Below are 23891 nucleotides of genomic sequence, written 5' to 3' on the forward strand. Positions count from 1 at the left end.
CCCGCCACCAGCGCGTACGCGGTGCCGGGGCCACGGGATGCGGAGGCGGGCCGTCCGGGGACGGACCGGTTCAGTCCGTGGAGCGTTCCTCGTTGAGTGTGCGGACGGCGCCGGCGGCGTCGCCGATCGTGGCGTAGTCGACGGCGACGAAATTGACCGGGTGGCCGCGCTCTCGCTCGCATCGACGGACCCGGTCCAGGACGAACCGGCGGGCGTTGACCGTGCCCGCGTCCAGGCGGCTGCCGCCGTTGTCGGTGATGAAGTGGTTCAGCAGGAACAGGCGCTTGCCGGTGCCGCCGCGGTGCGGGGAGCAGTTCATCTGCTCCGGGGAGCGGAACGCGAACGGGGTCTCCATGCCGTACCGGTAGAAGTTGCGGTACCAGGGGGCCGGTCCGTCGGCGTCCTCGGCGAACACGACGAGCCGGCGCCCGCTGTCGATCATCTGGCCGAGGGTCGGCCAGGGCCGGTCGGGGTCGGCGTCGGGCGTGTGGAGCAGCGGGTCGAGGCCCGCCTCGTGGAACGCCTGCTCGGTGTCGCTCGCGCTGATCTCGTCCTGCACGATGAAGGTGATCACCTCCGTGGGGTGCTGCCGCATCCAGGCGCCGATCTCCCGCAGTTCCGGGACGAGTGCGACCGCGCCCGCCCGGCACACGGCGTGGCACAGCCAGAGTCCGTCGCGGGGCGGGTTGACCGTGTTGACGGCCCGCTGGACGAGCTGCTTCTGCTCGGCCGTGAAGTCGGACTCGTCGAGGCGCGCGGTGATCTCCTCGGGGCGTTCCCACCGGTAGGTGTCGAGCTGCAGGGCCCGTACGCCGTCGTTCAGCTGAGTGGTGATGTCCGGGTCCTGGAGCGGCCCGATGAAGCGGTCGACGGTCGTCGCCATCGCGTTGTGGGCCGTCAGCTCGGCCACTTCGTCGTAGGGGCGGTCGCACAGCGCGGCACTGCCCTGGCACAGGCGCGGCGCGGACGCGGCGGTGAGCAGCGGGGTCACGACGATGCCCGCCACGGCGAGACCGGCCGCGCCGAGCCCGATCGCGGGAGCCCGCCAGGACGCGGCGGCGTGCGCCTGCCGCCGGTCGAGCAGGCGTCCGGCGACGACGAGCAGCGCGGCGGCGACCACGGCGACCAGAGCCGTCAGCAGGACGGTGCGCAGCAGCATGCCGTGGGCGCGGTCCTGCACGTCGTCGATCAGGTGGTTCAGGGACGGCGGCCAGGTGGCGGACGGGCTGACGAGCCGTCCGTCGCCGAGGAGTTCCCAGACGCCGACGGCCACGGCGACCAGGGCGGCGCCCCCGAGCAGCGGCCCGGCCAGGCCCATGAGCCGGCGGCCCGGGCGGGGTGGGCCGGTGAACCACAGGGCGAGCAGGCACAGCGCGAGCACCACCGCAGCCACCGCCTCCACCAGACCGAGGCCCACGGATGTGTAGGGGCGGATGTCGTGGACGGCCCGCAGATCGTTGCCGGACGCGGCGAGCACCGTGGCGGGGTCCCAGGTGCCCCCGTCCAGGGTCTCCTGGAGTTGCCGGACGGCGGCACCGGCGCGGTCGGTGTGCGCGGACGCGGCGACGGCCGCCAGCGCGGTGGCCACGTCCCCGTCGGCGAGCGCGGTCTCCACCTCGGGCCGCAGGGCCTGCCGCTGGTCCGCGGGGGCGGCGGCCAGGAGCGCGGTGGTCGCCGCCGTCGTCTGGCTCTCGGTCAGCGACAGCCGGGGCACGCCTTGGGGCGCGCGGCCCGCCGCGAGTTCGCGCAGCGCGTCCGAGAGGTCGGCGGAGAACCGCTGGAAGTCCGGTTCCGACCGGTTCTGCACGCCGGCGACGAGGTCGCCCAGGTAGACCTGGGCGAGGTCGTCGAGGTTCGTCAGGACCGGCCGCAGGTCGACGGTGAGGTCCAGGGTGGACCGGCTGCCGTTGAGGTAGCCGACCGTGGCGTCGATCTGCTGGCGGACCAGCGCGCGGACCGTGTCGGGCGGCAGCACCAGTTTGATGTTGGACGTCACCTGCGCCTCGGGGACCGGCAGCTGGGCGAGCAGTTGCCGGGTCGCCGGTGCCGTCCGCGGATCGACGAGGACCTGGTCGTAGAGCCGGTCGTAGGCGTGCTCCCGGTCGAGGGCCGAGGCGTAGAAGTCCGGGGCGAGCACGGTGCCCCGCAGGGCGGCCGCCAGGATGACGCAGACGGTGGCGAGCACGGCCCCCACGAAGGCGGCCACGCGCAGCGCACGGCTCGGCACGGTCCCCAGGGTCGCGGCCTTCTCCATGGGGCTCACTCCCTCCGCCCGGAGCACGCGGTGGCATGCGGAGGCTCGTCGTCCCCGCTCCCCCGATGATGCGGCCTGCGGGCCCGGCCCGCGTCCCGGGCGGGCGGTTTCCGGACGGAGGAGCGAAGGAGCCGAGGAGCGGAAGGAGGCCGGGTCAGCGCACTCCGGCGCGGGGGCGCTGGGGCGGCAGGGCGGGCAGCCCGGCCCAGTCGAGCCGCAGGACCGCGAGGTCGTCCGTGTGCCGGCCCGCGTTGCGGACCCGGACCTCGTCGAGGATGCGGTCCAGGTGCGCGCCCGTGTCGGAGTCGGCGCACGCGTCGATGATGGCGAGCAGCCGGTCGACGCCGAGCCGTTCGGCGCTCTCGTCCACGTGCCCCTCGACCAGACCGTCCGTGTAGAGCAGCAGCGAGCCGGAGGGCGGCAGCCGCACGGTCGTGACCGGCCACTTGTTCAGGCCCGGGGCCAGCCCCAGGGCCACTCCGTGCTCGATGCCGAGTTCCCGGGAGCGTCCGTGCGAGGTCAGCAGCGGCGCGTGGTGACCGGCCAGGTGCAGGGCCGCGGTGCCCGCGGTCCGGTCCACGGTCACCAGGGTGCAGGTCGTGAACAGGTCACTGCTGCTGCGCTCGGCGATGTGCATCTGCTCCAGGAGGGCGAGGAGCGCTCCGCCGCGGTGGCCGCCCAGCGTCAGCGAGCGCCAGGCGATCCGCAGGCACACGCCGAGGGCGGCGGCGTCCGGGCCGTGTCCGCTGACGTCGCCTATGACGGCGTGCACCTGCCCGTCGGCGGTCTCGACCACGTCGAGGAAGTCGCCGCCGAGCAGTGCCTGCTGGCGGCCGGGGAAATAGCGGCTGGTGGCGACGACGTCACCGGACGACAGCATGGGCTCCGGCAGCAGGCCGCGCTCCAGGCGGGCGTTCTCCTCGGCGCGCAGCTTGCCCGCCTGCAGATTGGCGTTGGCCCTCTCGGCCTGCTTGCGGTGCAGGGCGTAGCGCACGGCCCGCTGCAGCAGGTCGGCTTCCACCTTGCCCTTGACCAGGTAGTCCTGGGCGCCGGCGGCGAGCGCCTCGACACCGGCCTGGGACTCGGCGAGGCCGGTCAGCACGATGACGGCCGCGTCCCCGGCCACGTCGAGCAGGTCGGCGACGGCGCCGACCCCGGAGGCATCGGGCAGATGCAGGTCGAGCAGGACGCAGTCGCTGCGCCGGGCGGCCAGCGCCTCGCGGGCCTCACCCAGGGTGCGGCAGTGGACGAGGACGTGGTCGAGGTCGGTGTCGAGCAGCAGTTCCTCGACCAGGAGGGCGTCTCCGGCGTCGTCCTCCACCAACAGGATCCGGCAGGGTGCGGACGTCCCATCGAGCGCTGTCATCGCAGCGATCCTTCACTGTCGGCCGCCTCGGCGGACGGTTGGAGGGGGAGCGTGAAGCTGATCGAGGTGCCGTCGCCGTCGACCGGGTCGACGGTGATGGTGCCTCCGTGGAACTCGACGGTCTTCTTGCACATCGCGAGGCCGATGCCGGTGCCCGGATAGGCCTCACGGGTGTGCAGCCGCTGGAAGATCACGAAGACCTTGTCGCGGAACTCGGGGGCGATGCCGATGCCGTTGTCCCGCACGGTGAAGCGCCACATGTCCGCCTCCTCGCGCACGCTCACGCGGATGTGCGGGGGGCGGTCGGGGGCGCGGAACTTGATGGCGTTGGACAGCAGGTTCTGCCACAGCAGGCCCAGCTGCCCGGCGTCGCCGTGCACGGTGGGCAGTTCGTCGTGCTCGATGCGCGCGCCCGACTCCTCCACGGCCACGCTGAGCGCGTCGACCGTGCTGTTCAGGGTGTCCTCCAGCGCCACGGGGCGCTCGTCGTGGACGCGTCCCACCCGGGAGAACATCAGCAGGTCGTTGATGAGGACCTGCATGCGGTTGGCGCCGTCGACGGCGAAGGCGATGTACTGGTCCGCCCGCTCGTCCAGCTTGTCGCCGTAGCGCCGCTGGAGCAGCTGCGTGAAGCTGGAGATCTTCCGCAGCGGTTCCTGGAGGTCGTGCGAGGCGACGTACGCGAACTGCTCAAGCTCCGCGTTCGAGCGCTTGAGGTCCTCGGCCTGCTGGTCGAGGAGGGTGCGCGCTTCTTCACTGCGTGCCAGTTCGGCCACCAGGCGCTCGCGCATCGACTCGACGTCCTGGGCCAGCTGCTGCACATCGGCCGGGCCGGTCGCGGGGACCTTCCGGTGGAACTGGCCGCGGCCCACCTCCCGGGCGGCGGCGCCGAGGCGGGCAAGCGGGCCGGTCACCCCGCGCCGCAGCCCGTAGACGATGGCGCACATCAGCAGGGCGATGACCACGGCGATGGCGGCGAACACCCAGTTGCGCAGGCGCTGCGCCGCGTCGAGGTCGTCGCCCGCGCGCACCCGGGCGGCCCGCAGGTGGTCCTGCTGCCGGGACAGCGAGTCGCGGACGGAGTCGAAGAGCCGCTTGCCGTCCCCGGCCCGGGCGGAGGCGGTCCGGACCGCGTCACCGCTCGACGCGGCGGCGACCGGCCGTGCCACCTGCCGCTGCCAGGTCTCGACGTCGGAGCGGACGGCTTGCAGGTCGTCCTCGGCCTCGCTCGACCCGGAGACGAGCCGGTCCAGCGTCTTCAGCGCGGTCTTCTCGTCCGTTCTGCCCTGCGTGTACGGCGTGAGGAAGTCGCGGCGGCCGGTGAGCCCGTACCCCCGGACACCGGTCTCCTGGTTCACCAGGGCCGCCTCCAGGCGTACCGCGTTGATCAGCGCCGGGGAGCGGTAGAGGACCACTTCGTCGGTCAGGCGGGAGGTGGTGCCCAGCGACCAGGCGCCCAGCGACCCGAGGGCCAGCAGCAGGACAGCGCTGGTGGCGACCCCCAGCGACATCCAGCGCCGGGTCGTCCAACGGGCTATGCCCACCGGGTCGCGCGGGCCTCTGCCAACGTCCATGCTCCGTGCGCTCCTTCGAACCTCACCAGGCCTGCCGCCGACAGTCTCGGCGTCGATACGATACGGCACTCGACAACACTTGTTGTCGTCGGTATTCCCTGAGGGTACGGTTCGGGCATGCCAGGAAATGATCCGTCACTTCTCCCTGGAAGCCGAACCTTCGAGGAACTGGCCGTCCAGGCCGTCCAGGACCTCGTCGCCGACCTCGTTCCACAAGTCGGATATCCCCCCGATCGCGACCCCCACGACGAAGCCCCCCACAGTGCGCTGCGGCGGCTCCGCGTCCTGACGCATCTCCAGCACGCCGTCAGCGAGCTGGAGGGCGAGGCGGCCCGCGACGCCGCCGCCGCAGGCGCCGGTTACCCTCAAATCGGCGAAGCGACACACCTCAGCCGTCAGGGGGCGCGCCGCCGCTGGCCCGGGCTCATCACCCATGACGCCCGCCCGTGCCCCCCACTCGTCCCCCGGAGTACCACACCATGATCGCGACTCCTCGTTCCTACGACGTGCTGCTCGTCGAGGACGATCTGGCCGACGCCCTGCTGATCCAGGACGCTCTCGCCCAGCACAGCACCCGCAATCTCACCCAGGTCGCCGACGGGATCGAAGCACTGGAGTATCTGCGCGACCCGGAGACGTCGCTCCCCGACCTGATCGTGCTTGACCTGAACATGCCGCGCATGAACGGGCGGGAGCTGCTGCGGATCCTCAAGGACGATGCCGCTCTGCGCGCCGTCCCGGTGGTCGTGCTGACCACGTCCGCCGCCCCCGACGACGTCAGCGACGCCTACCACCAGCACGCCAACGCGTACGTTACAAAGCCGGTCAATCTGGAGGATTTCGAGGCAGCCGTCCGCAGCATCGACGCGTTCTACCTGGACACGGCCGCCAAGCTCCCGCGGACCTGAGCACCCCGCCCGCCGGCCCCACCCGGTTCTCCCAGCTCACATCGCCTTTCCTTCAGTGCCCCCACGGCGCCCTCCGGCGCGTGGGGGCACTGTGCGTCGAGGGCCCACGGGCGCCCTCGGGGCCGACTCGACCTTGACAGGAACACAGCCACTTGTATGGTCTAGGCCAAGCGTCAACGGCCGTTCCGCTTACGGGAGTCGACCCTGCCCCACAGGGTTGATTCCCCTGTCCCTTCGCGCCTCTTGGCCCCACCCTCGAGAGGCCGTCCCGGACGTGCGTCCCCACATCACGCACGCCCCGGGAGACCTGAAGTGAAGGAGTAGGCATGCACGCCCGAAAGAAGACGGCCGCCCTCATCGGCGCGGCTCTCGCCCCGGTCCTGGCCATCAGCCTTCCCGCCGGTTCGGCGAGCGCCCACGGCTACATCAACTCGCCGCCCAGTCGCCAGGCGCAGTGCGCGGCCGGCACGGTGTCCTGCGGTGACATCACCTACGAGCCGCAGAGCGTGGAGGGGCCCAAGGGCCTGACCAGCTGCAGCGGCGGCAACAGCCGCTTCGCGGAGCTCGACGACGACTCCAAGGGCTGGGTCGCCACCCCGGTGCAGAGCAGCGCGACGTTCGAGTGGAAGCTCACCGCTCAGCACGCCACGAGCACCTGGCAGTACTTCGTCGGCGGCCAGGAGATCGCCGAGTTCAATGACAACGGTGCCAAGCCCGGCGCGACCGTCACCCACCAGGTCGACTTCGGTTCGCTGACGGGGCATCAGAAGGTGCTGGCCGTCTGGAACATCGCCGACACCACCAACGCGTTCTACTCCTGCATCGACGTGAACGTCGGCGGCTGACACCTCTCCCCCGCCTCCGTGGTGCCGCGGGCCCTTCCCCCACGGCGTGGCCCCGACCGGCACGTCACGGCCCCCGGCACCACGGCTTCGCACGTCCCCTGCCGCGCTGCCCCGCGAGCGGCGCAGCGCGGCACACCCCCCACACCTCTCGTCTTTAGGAGCGCACGCATGCGCCATCGCATCCTCGCCCTGCTGACCGCGGCCGGTTCGGCCGCGACCCTCACCGCGCTGACCCTGACCGCCCCGGCCTTCGCCGAGAAGCCGGCCGGCAAGCCCGCCCAAGAGGTCTCCACACAGGCGGAGTTCGTCGTCAGCGAGGCCCAGTTCGACCAGATGTTCCCGGGCCGCAACTCCTTCTACACGTACTCCGGACTGACCGCCGCGCTCGACGCGTACCCCGGGTTCAGCGGGACCGGCAGCGACACGGTCCGCAAGCAGGAGGCCGCCGCCTTCCTCGCCAATGTCAGCCACGAGACCGGCGGGCTGGTCTACGTCGTCGAGCAGAACACCGCCAACTACCCGCACTACTGCGACACTTCGCAGTCCTACGGCTGCCCGGCGGGCACCGACAAGTACTACGGCCGGGGTCCGATCCAGCTCAGCTGGAACTTCAACTACAAGGCGGCGGGCGACGCCCTCGGCATCGATCTGCTGAACAACCCCGACCTGGTCCAGAACGACGCGGCCGTCGCCTGGAAGACCGGACTCTGGTACTGGAACACGCAGACCGGCCCGGGGACGATGACCCCGCACAACGCCATCGTGAACGGCGCGGGATTCGGCGAGACCATCCGCAGCATCAACGGCAGCATCGAGTGCGACGGCGGCAACCCCGCGCAGGTCCAGAGCCGCATCGACAACTACGAGAAGTTCACGCAGATCCTGGGCGTCGAAGCGGGCGGCAACCTCAGCTGCTGACCCGCCGGGGACGGTTCGGACGGTGAGCCATGACACGCCCTTGACCAGCAATCGGTCGCCGGAAGGCCGCGTGAAGGGTTCGTGACGGGGCAGTGGATGTCCTGCCACTGTCCCCGACCTCCGGAGCATCCCTTGACCGCGAGCACCACGGCCCCCGCGAGCCCCGCCGCAGACCTTGACGACCGTCCGCAGGATCCCCGTCAGCGTCTGCGGCGGCGCCTGGAGCGCCTCATCGGCATCGCCGCCACCGAAGGCAACGCTCTGACGCCGCTGCGCAACGGCGACGAGATCTTCCCCGCCATGCTGGACGCCGTACGCGGCGCGCGGCACACCATCGACCTGATGACCTTCGTGTACTGGCGCGGCGAGATAGCCCGTGACTTCGCGCACGCCCTCGCCGACCGCGCCCGGGCCGGCGTCCGGGTGCGCCTGCTCCTCGACGGCTTCGGCAGCCGCACCATCGAGAACGACCTGCTCGCCCTCATGGACGAGGCCGGGGTGGACGTCGCCTGGTTCCGCAAGCCGCTGCTGATCTCCCCCTTCAAGCAGAACCACCGCTGCCACCGCAAGGTGCTGGTCGTCGACGAGACGACGGCGTTCACCGGCGGCGTCGGCATCGCCGAGGAGTGGTGCGGCGACGCCCGCGACCCGAGCGAGTGGCGCGACACCCATGTACGGATCAGCGGGCCCGCCGTCGACGGCATCTGCGCGGCCTTCGCCCAGAACTGGGCCGAGTGCCACGACGAACTCTTCGACGAGCGCGACCGCTTCGTCGACCACGAGCCGAGCGGCGACGCCGTCGTCCAGGTCGTGCGCGGCTCCGCCAGCATCGGCTGGCAGGACATGCAGACCCTGCTGCGCGTGGTGATCCAGTCCGCCCAGACCCGGCTGCGCCTGGCCACCGCCTATTTCTCGCCCGACGTCTACTTCGTCGACCTGCTCTGCGAAGCGGCCCGGCGGGGCGTCGAGGTCGAACTGCTCGTGCCGGGACCGCACACCGACAAGCAGGTGAGCCGGATCGCAGGCCGCCACCACTACGCGCGGCTCCTGGAGTGCGGGGTCGTCGTCCGCGAGTACCAGCGCACCATGCTGCACTGCAAGGTCGTCACCATCGACGGGATCGCGTCGCTGGTCGGCTCCACGAATCTCAACCGGCGCTCCCTGGACCACGACGAGGAGGTCATGCTCGCCGTCATCGACGACGCCTTCACGGCCGCCCTCGACGCCGACTACGAGCAGGACGTCTCGCACAGCATGCGCGTACAGCCGGACCGCTGGGCCGATCGGCCGCTGGCGTTCCGCGCCGCGGAGAAGACGACCCGCGCCATCCAGCACTTCCTGTGACCGTGGGATCCAGGGCCACTTGACGGCGCCTCAGCGGGTGAGTACAACGATGTAAATCGACTCGTGCCCCACACGGGTCACGCCCGTCCCCCCGCATCCCACAGCGCCAAGTGCCCCTCCCCCACGGCTCGCAGGAGGCCCGATGACGTCCCGGCCACGCATCTTCACCCGCCCATCGGCGGACCGGCCGGCGGCGGCCGGTCCGCCGCTGCTCGTCGCGCTTCTGCTCGGTCTGCTGGTCGCCCTGATCGCGCCGCCGACGACGGCGCACGCGGCGACCGGCACCCTGCTGCGCGACGGGACCGGGCTGTATCCACGAGCCGTGCGGCTTGAGCACAGCGGCGCGGCCAATGGGCGTGTCCTCGCGTCCGTGGTCACGTTCTCCGGCAACGACGGGCTCGGCGCGATCCACGAGAGCACCGACGGCGGGGCCACCTTCACGCAGGTCGGCTCGGTCGGCGACCCGGAGGCGGCGGGCGGCCGGGGTCTGTGCTGCTCCACCCTCTTCGAACTGCCCCGCGCCGTGGGCTCCCTGCCCGCCGGCACCCTGCTCTGGGCGTCCTCGGTCGGCCAGGACGAGACCGGCCGCCGGATGGCCATCCGGGTCTTCCGCAGCAATGACGTCGGCCGCACCTGGAGCTATCTGTCCACGGTGGCCACGGCCACGAACGACAAGGGTCTGTGGGAGCCCGAGTTCTCCGTCGACGCCGACGGCAACCTGGTGTGCCACTACTCCGACGAGACCGACGGGGTGCACAGCCAGAAGCTGGTGGCGGCCCGCACCTCCGACGGCGTCACCTGGACCGGCCACCACGACACCGTCGCCAGCGCACTGGCCTCGGACCGGCCCGGCATGGCCGTGGTGCGGCGACTCGGCGACGGCTCGTACTTCATGTCGTACGAGATCTGCGCGGCGAGCGGCCAGTACGTGTGCGTCGTGCACTACCGGACCTCGTCCGACGGCTGGAACTGGGGCGATCCCACGCATCTCGGCTTCCGGCCGGAGACCCCGGACGGCAAGTACTTCAAGCATGCCCCGACCGTCGCCTGGTCCCCGCTGGCGGGCAGTCCGAGCGGCCGGCTCTTCCTCGTCGGGCAGGTGATGTACAACGCCGACGGGTCCCCGGCCTCCGGCAGCGGCGGCACCGTCTGGGTCAACGACGCGGGCGGCTCCGGCACCTGGCGCGAGATCCAGGCCCCTGTGTCGGTGACGTCGACGACCGTCGACTACTGCCCCAACTACAGCTCGGCGCTGCTGCCGTCGACGGACGGCACCGGCCTGCTGGAGATCGCCACCGACTACGACGGGACGGTGTGCAAGCCGTACTTCGCGTCGGCCGCCGTGCCGGGCTGACGCCCGGCACGATCGTTCAGACCTTGCGCCAGCGGGCGTTCGCCCAGGAGAAGATCCCGAAGGCGGCGAGGCCGACGGAGATCAGTACGAGCAGCCAGGGCCCGGCCGGGGTGTCGGTGAAGGAGCGCAGGGTGTCGTCCATGCCCTTGGCCCGGCCCGGCTCGTGCTGGAGGGCGGCAGCGACGGCGAACCCTCCCGCGACGGCGAAGACCGTGCCGCGGGAGGCGCCGCCGAACACCCCGAAGAAGTCGACGGCCTTGCGGGTACGGCCCGACAGCTCGGACATCTTCAGGTGCTTGTGGAACTTGCGCAGGACGGCCCGTACGGCGATCCACACACCCGCGACGGCGACGCCGAGACCGGCGGCGGCCACGATCCACTGCCCCTGCGGCCAGTCCAGCGCCGTCGCGGTGACGTCCTTCGAGCTCTTGTCGGAACTGCCGCTGCCGCTGGACTTGTCACCGGCGGCGAAGGACAGCACCGAGTAGGAGACGAACCCGTAGAAGACGAAACGGCCGGCGGCCATCGCCCGCTTGCTCGCCTTCTTCCCGTCGGCGCCCGCCTGTCCGAACGCCGCCTCGGACAGCCGCCACAGGGCCATTCCGGCCAGTGCGGCGCCGAGCAGCCACAGCACGACCGTGCCGAAGGGCTTGTCGGCTATCTCCGCGACGGCTCCGCCGCGGTCCGCCTGCTTGCCGCCGCCGTCGGCGAAGGCGATGCGCAGGGCGAGCAGTCCGATCAGTACGTAGATGACCCCGCGGGCGACGAAGCCCGCGCGGGCCGCCATCGCGACCGCCGGGCTCCTCGCCGCACGCCGGGCGTGTCCGAGACCTTGTGTTCCGACCGATCCAGTTGCCATGAGACCCAGTTGCCCCCGGATCCGCGGTCAACTCCTGACGAGCGCCTCTTCGCCCGGTCGTACCCCGGCCAGGACCGCGGTGATGGTCTTGCCGTCGTCGTGCCGGTCGATGCTGACGCGGCGGGACAGGTGCTGGATCATCATCCAGCCGAAGCCACCGGGCCGCGCCGGATCGTAGGGCTGGTCGCCCGAGAGGTGCGCGCTGCGGTCGCGGACCCGGATCACCAGGTCGCGGTCGTGGACGCAGGCACTGAAGCGGGTCATCCCGTCCCCGTGGCGCAGCGCGTTGGAGACCAGTTCGCCGGCCACCAGCATCGCGTCCTCGGACAGCCTGCGCGCCAGGCGCCACGGGACCGCCGCGCACAGCGGCTGGACGGCGGCGCTGGTCTCGGCCCGCGCCTGCGAACAGGTCGTGCGCCCCGCATCGGGCATGTGGAGAGCGCTCATGTCGAGGCTTCCTCCTGAGATCGCTGGGTGCGTGGATGTCCGCCTGTCACCTCCCGCCTGCCCGGGCTCCGGGGCGGCACTCCTGCGAGGGCTCACCAGTCGTGCAGGGATCCGTCGAGCTGGAGCCGGTTCACGGGGAGGTAGGCGGGGGCGTAGGGGTGCGCCCGGGCCGCCTCGTCGTCGTAGCCGACGCCGAGACCGGGCTCCTCGCCCGGGGTGAGCAGGCCGTCGGTGAACCGGTAGGCAGGCCGGAAGACCTCGTCGGTGGCGCGGGAGTGCTTCATGTACTCCTGGATGCCGAAGTTGGGGATCGCGACGCCCAGGTGGAGGGCGGCGGCGAGGCCGACCGGGGAGATGTCCGTGGGGCCGTGGACGCCCGACTTGATCTGGTAGACGGCCGCGTAGTCGAGGATCCGGCGCAGCGCGGTGATGCCTCCGGCGTGGGTGACGGGCGAGCGGACGTAGTCGATGAGCTGTTCCTCGAACAGCTCGCGGTAGTCCCAGATGGTGTTGAAGACCTCGCCGATGGCCAGCGGTGTCGTGGTGTGCTCACGGACGCGGCGCAGCATCGCGGTGTTCTCCGCCGGGGTGACGTCCTCCAGCCAGAACAGGTCGTACGGCTCCAGGTCCTTGCCCAGGCGAGCCGCCTGAATGGGCGTCAGGCGGTGGTGGGCGTCGTGCAGGAGGGGCAGTTCGGGGCCGAACTCGGCGCGCACCGCCTCGAACACCTTGGGGGCGTGCCGCAGGTAGGCGCGGGTGTCCCACTCCTCCTCGACCGGCCGGCTCGCGCGCCGGGCGGGTTCGTGGTCGTAGCGGGAGGTGGCGCCGTCCTCGCCGACCGCGGCGTTCGCGCTGGAGGCGACGCCGTAGACGGAGCCGAGTCCCGGGATGCCGCTCTGGACGCGGATGGCGCGGTACCCCTGGTCGAGGTGGTCGCGTATGGAGTCGAACAGCTCCTCCAGGTCGGCGCCGCTGGCGTGCCCGTAGGCCAGGCATCCGCGCCGGCTGCGGCCGCCGAGCAACTGGTAGAGGGGCAGGCCCGCGAGCTTCGCCTTGATGTCCCACAGTGCCGTGTCGACCGCCGCGATCGCCGCCATGGTGACGGGGCCGCGCCGCCAGTACGCGCCCCGGTAGAGGTACTGCCAGGTGTCCTCGATCGCGTGGGCGTCGCGCCCGGTGAGCAGCGGGGTGACGTGGTCGTCGAGGTAGGAGGCGACGGCCAGTTCGCGGCCGTTGACGGTCGCGTCGCCGAGTCCGACGACCCCGTCCTCGGTGGTCAGGCGCAGGGTCACGAAGTTGCGGCCGGGCGAGGCGACGAGCACCTCGGCGGAGGCGATGCGGGTGGCGGAGTCCCGGGCGACGCCGGGTTCCTGGGTGCTCTGCGCGGGCCGTGCGGTGGACACGTGGACATCTCCCTCGATCGAGGATGTGGCGAAGGCGCCGACCGCACCGTAGATCTTGCTGCGGCCCGGGGGTAGACCGCCCCGGGCCGCCCCGACCGGAAAGTTCCGTCCCACCCCTTGACCGGGTTGCGGCCGCACGCGCACAGTACGGGCTAATGCGCATTAGGTAATACGCATTACCAGCTCGCGTCATCAGCGGCGGACGCGGCGATCCAGCGAGGAGCGGCAGGCGTGGAACAACCCAGGAAGCGTGCGAAGCCGGGCCGGGCCCCGTCCCCGACGGGGCGGACGTCCCGGCCGCGCCAGGCCGAGGTGGCACGCCTCGCCGGGGTCTCGCAGGCGACCGTCTCGCTGGTGCTCAACGCCCGCCGTGACGGCAAGGGCGCGACGATCTCGGAGGACACCCGCAAGCGCGTCCTCGACGCGGCACGGTCTCTGGGCTACGTCCCGGACCCGGCGGCCCGCAGACTGGCCGCCGCGCGCAACAACCTGCTGGGCGTCTTCTCCTTCACGGCGACGTTCCCGACCGACGTGCAGCACTCGTACTACCCGTTCCTGGTCGGCGTGGAGCAGGAGGCGGCCGCGCGCGGCTACGACCTCGTGCTGTTCACCGGGTCGAGCAGCGGCGGCGCGGGGGCCGCGGGCCCCGACGCGCTCAGCCGGGTGCGGCTCGCCGACGGGTGTCTCTTCCTGGGTCGCCACGTGCCGCGCGCCGAGCTGAAGCGCATGGTGGCCGACGGCTTCCCCGTGGTGCACCTCGGGCGCCGCGAGGAGCTCGAAGGGCTCGCCTGGGTGGGCGCCGACTATGTCAGCGCGAGCCGCGACGTCGTGTCCCGGCTGGCCGCGCTGGGGCACCGGCGGATCGTGCTGGTGCGCGAGGACGACGACGCCCCCGCCTCCGGCGACCGTCAGGAGGGCTTTCTCGACGGGCTCGCGCGGGCCGGTCTGCCGGGCGGCGCCGACGCGGTGCTGCGGTGCGCCGATCCGGTGGCCGAGCTGACGGCGGACCGGGTCCGGGCGCTGGTCGCGGACGGCGTCAGCGCGTTCGTCGCCGAGGAGACGGACACCGGGGCCGCCTGGCGGGCGACGACCGCTGCCGTGCGGGCGGCCGGGCTGTCCTGCCCCGAGGACGTGTCGCTGGCCCTGCTCGGCAGCCCCCCGCCGGATGTCGCGGCCGGGGAGCCGGTACCGATGGGCTTCGACGTGCCCCGGCACGCGCTCGGCGCGGCGGCGGTCCGGCTGCTCGCCGCGCTGGTCGCCGGTGAGCAGGCCCAGGAACCGCTGGTGGCGTGCGACTTCCGGTCCGGCACGACGGCCGGACCGGGCCCCGTTCAACTTTCTTGATCTGTCTGGCAGTTGAGGCACAACCCCAAGGAGCACAGTGATAGCCGAACCGGACATCCTGATCGTCGGCGGCGGCCTCGGCGGTGTCGCCGCGGCGCTCTCCGCCTGCCGGGCGGGCCGGCGCGTGGTGATGACCGAGGAGACCGACTGGATCGGTGGCCAGCTCACCGCGCAGGCTGTGCCCCCGGACGAGCACCCGTGGGTGGAGCAGTTCGGCAGCACGGCGTCGTACCGGGCGCTGCGCGAGGGCATCCGGGCCTACTACCGGCAGTGGTACCCGCTGCGCGGCGAGGCGCTCGGCCTCGCGGACCTCAACCCGGGCGCGGGCCGCGTCAGCAAGCTGTGCCACGAGCCGCGGATCGCGCTCGCGGTGCTCGATGCGATGCTCGCCCCGCACCGGGCGTCCGGGCTGCTGACCGTCCTGACCGAGCACCGGGCCGTCTCCGCCGAGGCGGACAACGATGTCATCCGTGCCGTCACCCTGCGCGATCTGCGGGCCGACACGCTCAGGACGGTCACCGCCCGGTACGTCATCGACGCCACGGAGACCGGCGAACTCCTCGCGCTCGCGGACGTGGAGCACGCCAACGGTGCCGAGGCGCAGGGCGAGTTCGACGAGCCGCACGCCCCGGCCGAGGCGCAGCCCGACAACCAGCAGGGCATCACCGTCTGCTTCGCGCTCTCGCACCACGAGGGCGAGGACCACACGATCGAGCGGCCGCGGGACTACGCCTTCTGGCGCGACTACCGGCCCGACTTCTGGCCGGGCCCGCTGCTCGGCTTCGAGGCGCCCGACCCGCGCACCCTGGAGCCGGTCCCCCGCACCTTCGTGCCCAACCCCGATCTCGACCCACTCGCGGTCAGTGCCGACCAGAGCGCGGACGCGGGCGACAAGGAGCTGTGGGGCTTCCGCCGGATCCTGGCCCGCAAGCTGCACCGTCCCGGCGCCTTCGACTCGGACATTACGCTCGTCAACTGGCCCTTGAACGACTACTGGTTGAAGCCGTACATCGGGCAGGAGGCCGAAGCGCTGCGCGAGGCGCGGCAGTTGTCGCTCTCGGTCCTGTACTGGCTGCAGACCGAGGCGCCGCGCGCCGACGGCGGCACGGGCTTCCCGGGCCTGCGCATCCGCCCGGACGTCACCGGCACCGCCGACGGTCTCGCCAAGTCGGCGTACGTGCGCGAGTCGCGGCGCATCAAGGCGGTGACGACGGTCGTCGAGCAGGACGTCGCCATCGACGTCGTCGGCCCGTACGGCAGGACCCGGTACCGCGACCCGGTCGGCGTCGGCAACTACCGCATCGATCTGCACCCCTCCACCGGCGGCGACTCCTACATCGACATCGGCTCGGTGCCGTTCGAGATCCCGCTGGGCGCGCTCGTCCCGCGCCGGGTGCGCAATCTGCTGCCGGCCGGCAAGAACATCGGCACCACCCACATCACCAACGGCTGCTACCGGCTGCACCCCGTCGAGTGGAACATCGGCGAGGTCGCGGGCGCGCTCGCCGCCCACTGCCTGTCCGAGGAGGTCGAGCCGCAGCAGGTGCAGGCCGAGGACAAGCGGTTCGAGGAGTTCGCGCGGGTCCTGGACCGGTCGGGCGTGCAGCGGCACTGGCCCGACGTCCGCGGCTACTGACACCACCGGCCTCCCCTTCCCCTTCTCTCCCCCCCCCACGCCTTCAGCAACGTACGCACGTCAAAGCACAAGGAGGTGCCCTGACATGACCCCTGACCGTCGTATCCGCGTCGGCATCGACGTGGGCGGCACGTTCACGGACGCCGTGGCCGTGGATGCCGCGACGCTCGCCCTGGTGGGCCAGGTGAAAGTGCCCACCAGCCATCACCACGAGGACGGTGTCGCCCACGGCATCGTCAAGGCGCTCGAACGGCTCCTGGAGGAGGTCGGCCGGATCCCGGCGGAGGTCACGTTCCTGGCGCACGGCACGACCCAGGCGACGAACGCCCTGCTGGAGGGAGACGTCGCGAAGGTCGGCCTGATCGGGATCGGCGGCGGCGCGGGGGCGGTGTTCACGCGCCGGCTGGCGTCGTTCGGCCGGCTCGAACTCACCCCGGGCAAACGGCTGCCGCTGACGTACGCGCATGTGGCCGACCCGTTCGACGCGGACGCCGTGCGCGCCGCGGTGGACCGGGTTCGAGAGGCGGGGGCCGAGGTCCTCGTGGCCACCGAGCCGTTCGGCGTGGACCGTCCCGAGGGTGAGGAAGCGGTCCTGGACACGGCGCGCGCCTCCGGTCTTCCGCTCACGGCGGCCCACGAGATCACCTCGCTGTACGGGCTGCACAAGCGGACACGGACGGCCGTGGTGAACGCGGCGATCCTGCCCCGGATGCTCGCCACGGCGGATCTCGTGGACGCGTCGATCACGAAGGCCGGGGTGACGGCGCCGCTGATGGTGATGCGCTGCGACGGCGGTGTCATGTCACTGGACGAGATGCGCCGGCGCCCGCTGCTCACGATCCTGTCGGGGCCCGCGGCGGGCGTCGCGGGCGCGCTGATGCAGGAGCGGATCAGCGAGGGCGTGTTCCTGGAGACGGGCGGCACGTCGACGGACATCAGCGTGGTGCGGCGCGGCAAGGTGGCGGTGCGGCACGCGACGGTCCTCGGCCGGACCTCGTACCTGAACGCGCTCGACGTACGCACCGTGGGGGTCGGCGGCGGCTCCATGGTACGGATCGCGGGGAACCGGGTGGTGGGCGTCGGCCCGCGCAGCGCGCACATCGCCGGGCTGCCGTACGCGTGCTTCGCCACGGCCGACGAGCTGCGGGACGCGCGGATCGCGACGGTCCGGCCGATGGCGGGCGACCCGGACGACTATCTGGTGCTCGACGCGGCGGGCGGCCGGTTCGCGGTGACGATGACGTGCGCGGCGAACGCGCTGGGCCGGGTGCCCGAGGGCGACTTCGCGCGCTGCGACCAGGAGGTGGCGCGGGCCGCGCTCGCGCCGCTGGCCGCCGCGCTCGGCACGGACGTGGCGGGCGCCGCGGGGGCCGTCCTCGACGCGGGTACGGCGCAGGTCAGGTCGGTCGTGGACGCGATGATGCGGGACTACCGGCTCGACCGGGACACCGCTGTCCTGGTCGGCGGCGGTGGCGGCGCGGCGGCGGTGACCCCGCATCTGGCCGCCGAGGCCGGTCTCGAAGGGCGTATCGCCCGGCACAGCGAGGTGATCAGCCCGATCGGCGTGGCCCTCGCGCTGGTCCGCGAGCAGGTCGAGCGGATCATCCCCGGCGCCACGCAGGAGCAGATCCTCGCGGTGCGCGCCGAGGCCGAGCGGGCGGTCGTCGCCCAGGGCGCCGCCGCCGACGGCGTCGAGGTGGAGGTGACGGTCGACCCGCAGACCAGCACGGTGCGGGCCGTCGCCACCGGCGCGACCGAACTGCGCACCCAGGACCGGGCGCACCGCGCCGACGACACCGAACGGCTGAGTGCCGCCGCCACCAGCCTCAAGGCGCAGGCCACGCGGGTGAAGGTGCTGGCGGGGACGGACGCGTACACCGTGTACGGCACCGAGGTGCACCGCAGGTTCCGCAAGGACCGGCAGCCGGTGCGGGTGGTGGACGCGGACGGCGTGGTGCGCCTCGGCGTGCCGGACGCGCGCGTGTCGACCACGACGGTCGGCGCGTCCGGTGAGGCGCTCGCCTCGCTGGTGCGGGACGCGACGTCGTACGGCGACGGCGGTGTCCGCGCCCCGGCCGTGCGGCTTCTGGTCGGCGGGCGGATCGCGGATCTGTCCGGCGTCCTCGAACCGGAGGCCCTGCTGGCACTGGCCCGCAGCGAACTGCGCACCCGGGGCGCCGACGAGCCGGTGGTCGCGGTCGTGGAGTCACGGACATGAGCGGCCCGGAGGAGGACGTCGCGGAGGAGGACGTGGAGCTTGCGGTGCGGCTGCTCGCCGGGACGCCCACGCACGAGGGACGCGATGACGTGACTCTCCGTCAATGGGCATTGGCAGCAACCGAGTTCGGCGGTCGCATGACCCCGCAGCCGGTACCGGTCCGGATCGAGGAGCGGGACGGCGGGCTCGCGGCCGGGCTCCTCGCCCGGTACCGGTCGCGCCCCGCGACGGTCGAGCTGTACGTCGACACGATCGACCGCGCCGAGCGGCTGATCGAGGAGCGAGGCTGGCGGCACTGGTTCCCGCACGGCTCCGTGCGGGCGGCGGCGCTCGCCCACGAGCAGGCGCACGCCTGGCTCCAGCACGCCCCCGTGCGGGCCGAGTTCAAGCGGGCCCTCGGCCACACGGCGCTGCGCGTCGGACGGCGCCGCCTGTACGCGCATGTCGCGGGCGCCGACGAACTCGCCGCGCACGCCTATGCCCGGGCCGCGTGCGGCCTGGGCCGCAATCCCCTGCTGCTGACGGAGGCGCTGGCCGCCACCGCGTCCTGCGAAAGCGAGAACTGACCGATGGGTGTCGTCATCCTGCTCGTCATGGCGGCCGGAGTGGCCGCCATGCTCAGCCGCAAGCTCCCCACCGCGTTCGCGCTCGTGGTCCTCGCCGTCGTGATCGCGTTCCTCGCGGGCGCGCCGCTGACCGGCAAGAACAGCGTGTTCGACACGGTGCTCCAGGAGGGCGCGCCGGCGCTCGCCGCCACCATGATCGCGATCCTGCTCGGGTCGTGGCTCGGCAAGCTCCTGGAGGAGACCGGTATCGCGGGCACCCTGGTCCGCAAGATCGTCGAGTTCGGCGGTGACCGGCCGGTGTTCGTGGCGCTCGGCGTCCTCGCGGTGTCCGCGCTGGTCGGCACCGTGACCGGGTCCGCGCCCGCCGCGATGCTCGCCGGTCTGATCGGCATCCCCGCGATGATCGCGGTGGGCATCCCGAAGGTGACCGCGGCGGGCACCATTCTGATGGGCATCGCGGCCGGGATGCCGTTCGAGCTGCCGGTGTGGCAGTTCTTCTCCACGGCGCTCGATCTGCCGGTCGACACGGTGCGCGGCTTCATGCTGAAGCTGTTCCCGTTCGCGCTGGCGGCGGCGATCGCGTACGTCCTGGTGGAGTCGCGGCGCCGGGGAGTGGAGCACGCCTGGGCGCTCAAGTCGGTTCAGGAACGGCCGGGTTCGCGTGCGGGCCGGCGCCAGCGGCTGGGGGACGCCCCCTGGTACGCGCTGCTCACGCCGGTGGTGCCGCTCGTCCTCGCCCTCGGCCTCGACGTGGCGATCATTCCCTCGCTCCTCGCGGGGGTGCTGTACGCGCTGGTGACGACGACGCGGCCGCGCGAGATGAACCGCCGTCTGCTGCGCACCCTCTACGGCGGCTTCGAGGTGGCGGCGCCGCCGATGACGCTGTTCGTCGCGATCGGCATCCTGCTCGCCGCGGTGAAGCTGCCGGGCGCCGTCGACGCGCTGGAACCTCTGGTCAAGGCGGTCAGCCCGCAGAACGCGGTGCTGTTCGTCCTCGTCTTCACGCTGCTCGTCCCGCTGTGCCTGTACCGCGGCCCGCTGAACGTGTACGGCCTCGGCGCGGGCATCGCCGGTGTCCTCGTCGCCACCGGCATCTACCCGGCCGTCGCCGTCCTCGGCATGGCCACCTCGTACAACCAGGTCTTCGGCGTCGCCGACCCGACCAGCACCCAGACGGTGTGGAGCGCGCAGTACGCGGGCGTCTCACCCCAGGCGGTCATGGTCAGGACGCTGCCCTACGTGTGGGCGGTGGCGCTCGGCGGTCTGTGCGTCACGGCCGTCAACTACCTCTGATCCCCACCGACTCAAGGAGCCGATCATGCAAGAGCCGCAGTCCGGCCTCGACCGTCGTATGTTCCTGCGCACCACCGCCGTCACCGGCGCCGCGTTCGCGCTCGGCGGGCTGTCCGTGCCGTCCGCGTCGGCCGCGCCCGGCGGATTCCCCGACTACACATACGTCCGCACCCTCCTGACGCCGTCTCAGCTCAAGTACAACCCGACGGGAGAGATCATCTTCCCGACCGTGCGCGGGGTGTACGACAAGCTGGCGTCGCCGCTGGGCCGCTACTACCTGTACTACGCGCCGCACGACGCCCCCGGCGGCATCTGCCTGGCGTACGGGGACTCGCTGGAGGGCCCGTTCACCGAGTACCCGGCGAACCCGATCGTGTCGAACAAGTGGGACCCGCACTACTCGGTCAGCCACGTCTCGTCCCCGCACGTGCTGTGGAACGAGGACGCCAAGGAATTCTGGCTGTACTTCCACGGCGAGAACACCACGACCCGGCTCGCCCGCTCGAAGGACGGGGTGCACTTCAGTTACGACAAGGTCGTCCTGTCGACGTCGATGATGCCGTCCGGGACGACCGAGACGTCGTACGCGCGGGTCTTCCGGCACGACCTGCCGGCTCGCGGCGCCCACTACGTGATGCTGTTCATGCTGAACAACACCACCAACCACCGTGACATCGGCTGGGGTTGGTCGGCCGACGGCAGGAACTGGACCTTCGACCAGACCCCGCTGGTGCGTCACTCGGACGTCGGCGCCGTCAACGTGGGCGGCCCGCACCTGCTGACCCGCGACGGATCCGCGTACGTCGTCTACAACAAGGACAAGGAGAGCGGCGGCGACCTCATGATCACGGAGGTCGGGGCCGACTTCTCGCTGCGCAGGCACCTGGGTGTCTTCTACGACTCGCGGTCGCAGGCGCCGGAGAACGGGCGCTCGGCGTCGCCGTCGTTCGGTACGCAGGGCGGGGTGCCGTACATGGTGTACGAGGCCGGTGAGCGGCTGGCCGGGGCGATCGCGGTCGCCCAGGGCTGATTTCGTCCGCGGCTCCGGTGGCCGCTTCTCGCGCAGTTCCCCGCGCCCCTGAAGACTGCGGCTTCGCCGCATGCCTTCATCGATGGAGGTGGCGCACGAAGTGCGCATCTCCAGGGGCGCGGGGAACTGCGCGACCAGCCCCCACCGGAGCCGCGGACGAACAGATCACCCCCGCACGGCGCCGCCAGGCCCGTGCATCGCCGCGATCTGCGAACGGGACCCGAAGCCCAGCTTGGTCAGGATGTGCTCGACGTGGGAGTCGACCGTCCGCTTCGACACGACGAGTTTCGCGGCGATCTCCTTGTTGGTCAGACCCTCACTGACCAGCGCGGCGACCTGCCGCTCGCGCGGGGTGAGCCCCTCGGCGGGGCCCGGGCGCTGGGCCGGCACCGCCGGGGCGGCCTCCGCCGTGCTCTGCTGCAGCGCCGCGTCCACCGCGGCGTCCGGGGAGAGCCGGCCGCCCTCGGTGAACGACTCGTGGTACCCGGCGGCGCCCAGCGCCTCCCGGGCCTCCCGCGCCGCCGCGGCGTGCAGATCGTGGAGCACGGGGATGGCGAACCGTGCCTCCTTGGCGGCCCGGCGCCACAGCGCGTCGGCGGCGCCCTGGAGGACGGCGACCCGCTCGAAGTGGCGCAGACTCGCCGCGTACCAGGCGAGGCCCTCCAGGAAGTGGGCGAGGCCCATCATGTCGTGCAGGACGGCCTTGCAGCGGATGCCCTCGCGGGCGCATTCGACCGAGGCGTCCCGGCCCTCCTTGTCCCCGCGCAGCCACAGGCCGACGCTCTTGACCCACAGCGCCCAGCTGCGGGCCCACTGCTCGCGCGGGTGCTCGGCGTTGCGGGAGAGGGAGTCGTCGCACCAGGCGATGCCCTTGTCGAGGTCGCCGCTGAGGATCAGCATGAAGCCCGCGTAGAAGCCCAGCATGAGCAGACCCTGCTCGTCGCCGAGGCCCGACATCCGCGACCGTGCCTCGTCGAAGTCGTCGGCGCATCCCTCGAAGCGGCCCGCGAAGTAGCGGCGGTGGGCCTGGAAGGCGAGCGTCCAGGCCTGGCCCCGCTGGTCGCCGATCCGGGCGGCCGTCTCCTCCGCCTCGGTCAGCAGGACCTCGTTGTTGCCGCGCTCGCCCTGGAGATCCATGTACCAGCTCTTGAGCCAGAGGGCCTTGACGCGGGTGGGGCTGTCGCCGGGGCAGCCGTCCAGGGCGCGGCGCAGCCAGTAGCGGCCCTCGGTGAGCAGCCCCGTGCAGTGCCAGAACCCCGACAGGGCGGTCGCGAGTTCCAGGCCGTCGCAGGCCGGTCCCTGCGGCGACGCGCAGTACTCCAGTGCGGCGCGCAGATTGGCCTGGTCGTGCACGAGGGCGCGCAGCAGCGGCAGTTGGGCGTCGGACGTCCACCGGGCGTCGAAGTCGCGGGCCATGCCGAGGAAGTACGCCAGGTGGCGGGCGCGCGTGCGGTCCTCCTCGCCCGTCCCGACGAGCTGGTCGAGGCCGAATTCGCGGATGGTGTCGAGCATCCGGTAGCGGGTGCCGTCCGGCGTCTCCACACGGAGGACGACGGACTTCTCGACGAGGCCGATGAGCGCGTCGAGCACGTCCTCGGGCGGCAGCGTCCGGTCGTCGGAGCAGACTTCTTCGGCCGCCGCCAGGCTCAGTTCGCCCGCGAACACGGACAGTCTGGCCCACAGCACCCGCTCCGCCTGCGTGGACAGATCGTGGCTCCAGGCGATCGCGGTGCGCAGTGTCTGATGGCGCGGGACCGAGGTGCGCCGGCCGCCGGTGAGGATGCGGAAGCGGTCGTCGAGGCGGCCGAGCATCTCCTCCAGGGACAGCACGCGCAGCCGGGAGACGGCCAGTTCGATGGCGAGCGGAATGCCGTCCAGGCGGCGGCACAGGGAGAGGACCTCGGCGCGGTTGTCGTCGTTCACGGTGAATCCGGCCACGGCGGCCTCGGCCCGGTCCTCGAACAGCAGCAGCGCATCGCACGTCGCGGCGGCGCCGGCGTCCTGCGGGCCGTCGGGCACCTCCATCGGGGGGACCGGCAGGACGTGCTCCCCCACCACGTCGAGCGGCTGCCTGCTGGTGGTGAGGATCCGCAGTTTCGGCGCGGCGGGCAGCAGCGCGTCGCAGAGCATGGCGCACGCGTCGACGAGGTGCTCGCAGGTGTCGAGGACGAGCAGGGCCGCCTTGTCCTCCAGATGGTCGGCGACGATCTCGATCGCGGGCCGGGCCGCCTGCTCGGGCAGATCGAGGGCCGCGGCCACGGTGTTGGCGAGCAGTGCGGGATCGGTCAGCGCCGACAGGTGCACCATGTACACGCCTTCGGGGAAGTCCCGCCGGGCCCGGTGGGCGGCGCGGACGGCGGTACGCGTCTTGCCGACGCCGCCGGGTCCGGTGAGGGTGACGAGCCGGGCGCGGCCGAGCACGTCGGCGAGCCGGGCGAGTTCGCGGCGACGGCCGATGAAGTGGGTCGCGTCGGCGGGGAGTTCGCCGGAGGTGCGACGGCTGGCGCGTTCGTTCATGAGCGGTGCTGCTCC

General features: G+C 72.2%; 19 protein-coding genes. 11 read left to right on the forward strand and 8 right to left on the reverse strand.

All coding sequences use genetic code 11. The features are described from left to right. Positions 1-70: 70 nt before the first annotated feature. The 4 genes from ACFVDP_RS03885 to ACFVDP_RS03900 all read right to left on the reverse strand — a co-directional run bounded on the left by ACFVDP_RS03885 (position 71) and on the right by ACFVDP_RS03900 (position 5563). Positions 71-2254: a PI-PLC domain-containing protein gene (locus ACFVDP_RS03885; protein WP_383482713.1), complete on the reverse strand. Its 2184-nt coding sequence runs from the start codon at positions 2252-2254 to the stop codon at positions 71-73. Positions 2255-2408: 154 nt separating this feature from the next. Next, positions 2409-3620, reverse strand: coding sequence for a PP2C family protein-serine/threonine phosphatase (locus ACFVDP_RS03890; RefSeq protein WP_383482716.1), 1212 nt, complete (start codon positions 3618-3620; stop codon positions 2409-2411). Continuing rightward, positions 3617-5194 (reverse strand): ATP-binding protein, encoded by a 1578-nt coding sequence (locus tag ACFVDP_RS03895; RefSeq protein WP_383482719.1) that lies wholly within the window; start codon positions 5192-5194, stop codon positions 3617-3619. The genes ACFVDP_RS03890 and ACFVDP_RS03895 overlap by 4 nt, the downstream gene beginning before the upstream one ends. A gap of 135 nt (positions 5195-5329) precedes the next feature. After that, positions 5330-5563: a hypothetical protein gene (locus ACFVDP_RS03900; RefSeq protein WP_383482722.1), complete on the reverse strand. Its 234-nt coding sequence runs from the start codon at positions 5561-5563 to the stop codon at positions 5330-5332. Between the two features lie 110 nt (positions 5564-5673). Here ACFVDP_RS03900 and ACFVDP_RS03905 point away from each other — a divergent pair, with 110 nt between their 5' ends. From ACFVDP_RS03905 to ACFVDP_RS03925, 5 genes are all read left to right on the forward strand, one after another. Beyond that, positions 5674-6102 (forward strand): response regulator, encoded by a 429-nt coding sequence (locus tag ACFVDP_RS03905; RefSeq protein WP_383482725.1) that lies wholly within the window; start codon positions 5674-5676, stop codon positions 6100-6102. A 326-nt stretch (positions 6103-6428) separates the two neighbouring features. After that, positions 6429-6947: a lytic polysaccharide monooxygenase auxiliary activity family 9 protein gene (locus ACFVDP_RS03910; protein ID WP_383482728.1), complete on the forward strand. Its 519-nt coding sequence runs from the start codon at positions 6429-6431 to the stop codon at positions 6945-6947. Positions 6948-7115: 168 nt separating this feature from the next. Beyond that, positions 7116-7865: a chitinase gene (locus ACFVDP_RS03915; RefSeq protein ID WP_383482731.1), complete on the forward strand. Its 750-nt coding sequence runs from the start codon at positions 7116-7118 to the stop codon at positions 7863-7865. Between the two features lie 96 nt (positions 7866-7961). Next, positions 7962-9209: a phosphatidylserine/phosphatidylglycerophosphate/cardiolipin synthase family protein gene (locus tag ACFVDP_RS03920; protein ID WP_383484317.1), complete on the forward strand. Its 1248-nt coding sequence runs from the start codon at positions 7962-7964 to the stop codon at positions 9207-9209. 142 nt (positions 9210-9351) lie between these two features. Continuing rightward, a complete protein-coding gene (locus ACFVDP_RS03925) occupies positions 9352-10563 on the forward strand; it encodes a sialidase family protein (protein WP_383482734.1) in 1212 nt (403 codons plus the stop codon). Positions 10564-10579: 16 nt separating this feature from the next. Here the strand turns inward: ACFVDP_RS03925 and ACFVDP_RS03930 are convergent, their stop codons facing one another. From ACFVDP_RS03930 to manD, 3 genes are all read right to left on the reverse strand, one after another. Then, positions 10580-11350 (reverse strand): DUF1206 domain-containing protein, encoded by a 771-nt coding sequence (locus ACFVDP_RS03930; protein ID WP_383482736.1) that lies wholly within the window; start codon positions 11348-11350, stop codon positions 10580-10582. A 99-nt stretch (positions 11351-11449) separates the two neighbouring features. Beyond that, positions 11450-11869 (reverse strand): ATP-binding protein, encoded by a 420-nt coding sequence (locus ACFVDP_RS03935; protein ID WP_383482739.1) that lies wholly within the window; start codon positions 11867-11869, stop codon positions 11450-11452. Positions 11870-11961: 92 nt separating this feature from the next. Next, positions 11962-13206 (reverse strand): D-mannonate dehydratase ManD, encoded by a 1245-nt coding sequence (gene manD / locus ACFVDP_RS03940; RefSeq protein WP_383484320.1) that lies wholly within the window; start codon positions 13204-13206, stop codon positions 11962-11964. Between the two features lie 297 nt (positions 13207-13503). Here manD and ACFVDP_RS03945 point away from each other — a divergent pair, with 297 nt between their 5' ends. The 6 genes from ACFVDP_RS03945 (at position 13504) to ACFVDP_RS03970 (ending at position 21359) form a co-directional block, all read left to right on the forward strand. Continuing rightward, a complete protein-coding gene (locus tag ACFVDP_RS03945) occupies positions 13504-14616 on the forward strand; it encodes a LacI family DNA-binding transcriptional regulator (protein ID WP_383482742.1) in 1113 nt (370 codons plus the stop codon). Positions 14617-14653: 37 nt separating this feature from the next. Beyond that, a complete protein-coding gene (locus ACFVDP_RS03950; protein WP_383482745.1) occupies positions 14654-16252 on the forward strand; it encodes an FAD-dependent oxidoreductase in 1599 nt (532 codons plus the stop codon). Between the two features lie 85 nt (positions 16253-16337). Next, positions 16338-18470, forward strand: coding sequence for a hydantoinase/oxoprolinase family protein (locus ACFVDP_RS03955; RefSeq protein ID WP_383482748.1), 2133 nt, complete (start codon positions 16338-16340; stop codon positions 18468-18470). After that, positions 18467-19036 carry a hypothetical protein gene (locus ACFVDP_RS03960; protein WP_383482751.1) on the forward strand — a complete coding sequence of 190 codons (570 nt, stop codon included), beginning with the start codon at positions 18467-18469 and terminating at the stop codon, positions 19034-19036. Before ACFVDP_RS03955 ends, ACFVDP_RS03960 begins: the two co-directional genes overlap by 4 nt. 3 nt (positions 19037-19039) lie before the next feature. Continuing rightward, positions 19040-20329 carry a TRAP transporter large permease subunit gene (locus ACFVDP_RS03965; protein WP_383482755.1) on the forward strand — a complete coding sequence of 430 codons (1290 nt, stop codon included), beginning with the start codon at positions 19040-19042 and terminating at the stop codon, positions 20327-20329. 25 nt (positions 20330-20354) lie between these two features. Continuing rightward, on the forward strand, positions 20355-21359 hold the full coding sequence (locus ACFVDP_RS03970; protein ID WP_383482758.1) for a hypothetical protein: 1005 nt from the start codon (positions 20355-20357) through the stop codon (positions 21357-21359). A 165-nt stretch (positions 21360-21524) separates the two neighbouring features. Here ACFVDP_RS03970 and ACFVDP_RS03975 read toward each other — a convergent pair whose 3' ends face one another. Beyond that, positions 21525-23876: a LuxR C-terminal-related transcriptional regulator gene (locus ACFVDP_RS03975; protein WP_383482760.1), complete on the reverse strand. Its 2352-nt coding sequence runs from the start codon at positions 23874-23876 to the stop codon at positions 21525-21527. Between the last annotated feature and the right edge of the window lie 15 nt (positions 23877-23891).

Origin of the sequence: Streptomyces sp. NPDC057694, assembly GCF_042799415.1 — a bacterium.
In the GTDB taxonomy this organism is placed as follows: domain Bacteria; phylum Actinomycetota; class Actinomycetes; order Streptomycetales; family Streptomycetaceae; genus Streptomyces.

Excerpts from the sequence above, each read along its gene's own strand:
- ACFVDP_RS03885 (WP_383482713.1), bottom strand. The coding sequence starts at position 2,254 with ATGGAGAAGGCCGCGACCCTGGGGACCGTGCCGAGCCGTGCGCTGCGC.
- ACFVDP_RS03890 (WP_383482716.1), bottom strand. The coding sequence starts at position 3,620 with ATGACAGCGCTCGATGGGACGTCCGCACCCTGCCGGATCCTGTTGGTG.
- ACFVDP_RS03895 (WP_383482719.1), bottom strand. The coding sequence starts at position 5,194 with ATGGACGTTGGCAGAGGCCCGCGCGACCCGGTGGGCATAGCCCGTTGG.
- ACFVDP_RS03905 (WP_383482725.1), top strand. The coding sequence starts at position 5,674 with ATGATCGCGACTCCTCGTTCCTACGACGTGCTGCTCGTCGAGGACGAT.
- ACFVDP_RS03910 (WP_383482728.1), top strand. The coding sequence starts at position 6,429 with ATGCACGCCCGAAAGAAGACGGCCGCCCTCATCGGCGCGGCTCTCGCC.
- ACFVDP_RS03915 (WP_383482731.1), top strand. The coding sequence starts at position 7,116 with ATGCGCCATCGCATCCTCGCCCTGCTGACCGCGGCCGGTTCGGCCGCG.
- ACFVDP_RS03920 (WP_383484317.1), top strand. The coding sequence starts at position 7,962 with ATGTCCTGCCACTGTCCCCGACCTCCGGAGCATCCCTTGACCGCGAGC.
- ACFVDP_RS03925 (WP_383482734.1), top strand. The coding sequence starts at position 9,352 with ATGACGTCCCGGCCACGCATCTTCACCCGCCCATCGGCGGACCGGCCG.
- ACFVDP_RS03930 (WP_383482736.1), bottom strand. The coding sequence starts at position 11,350 with ATGGCGGCCCGCGCGGGCTTCGTCGCCCGCGGGGTCATCTACGTACTG.
- ACFVDP_RS03935 (WP_383482739.1), bottom strand. The coding sequence starts at position 11,869 with ATGAGCGCTCTCCACATGCCCGATGCGGGGCGCACGACCTGTTCGCAG.
- ACFVDP_RS03955 (WP_383482748.1), top strand. The coding sequence starts at position 16,338 with ATGACCCCTGACCGTCGTATCCGCGTCGGCATCGACGTGGGCGGCACG.
- ACFVDP_RS03960 (WP_383482751.1), top strand. The coding sequence starts at position 18,467 with ATGAGCGGCCCGGAGGAGGACGTCGCGGAGGAGGACGTGGAGCTTGCG.
- ACFVDP_RS03965 (WP_383482755.1), top strand. The coding sequence starts at position 19,040 with ATGGGTGTCGTCATCCTGCTCGTCATGGCGGCCGGAGTGGCCGCCATG.
- ACFVDP_RS03970 (WP_383482758.1), top strand. The coding sequence starts at position 20,355 with ATGCAAGAGCCGCAGTCCGGCCTCGACCGTCGTATGTTCCTGCGCACC.
- ACFVDP_RS03975 (WP_383482760.1), bottom strand. The coding sequence starts at position 23,876 with ATGAACGAACGCGCCAGCCGTCGCACCTCCGGCGAACTCCCCGCCGAC.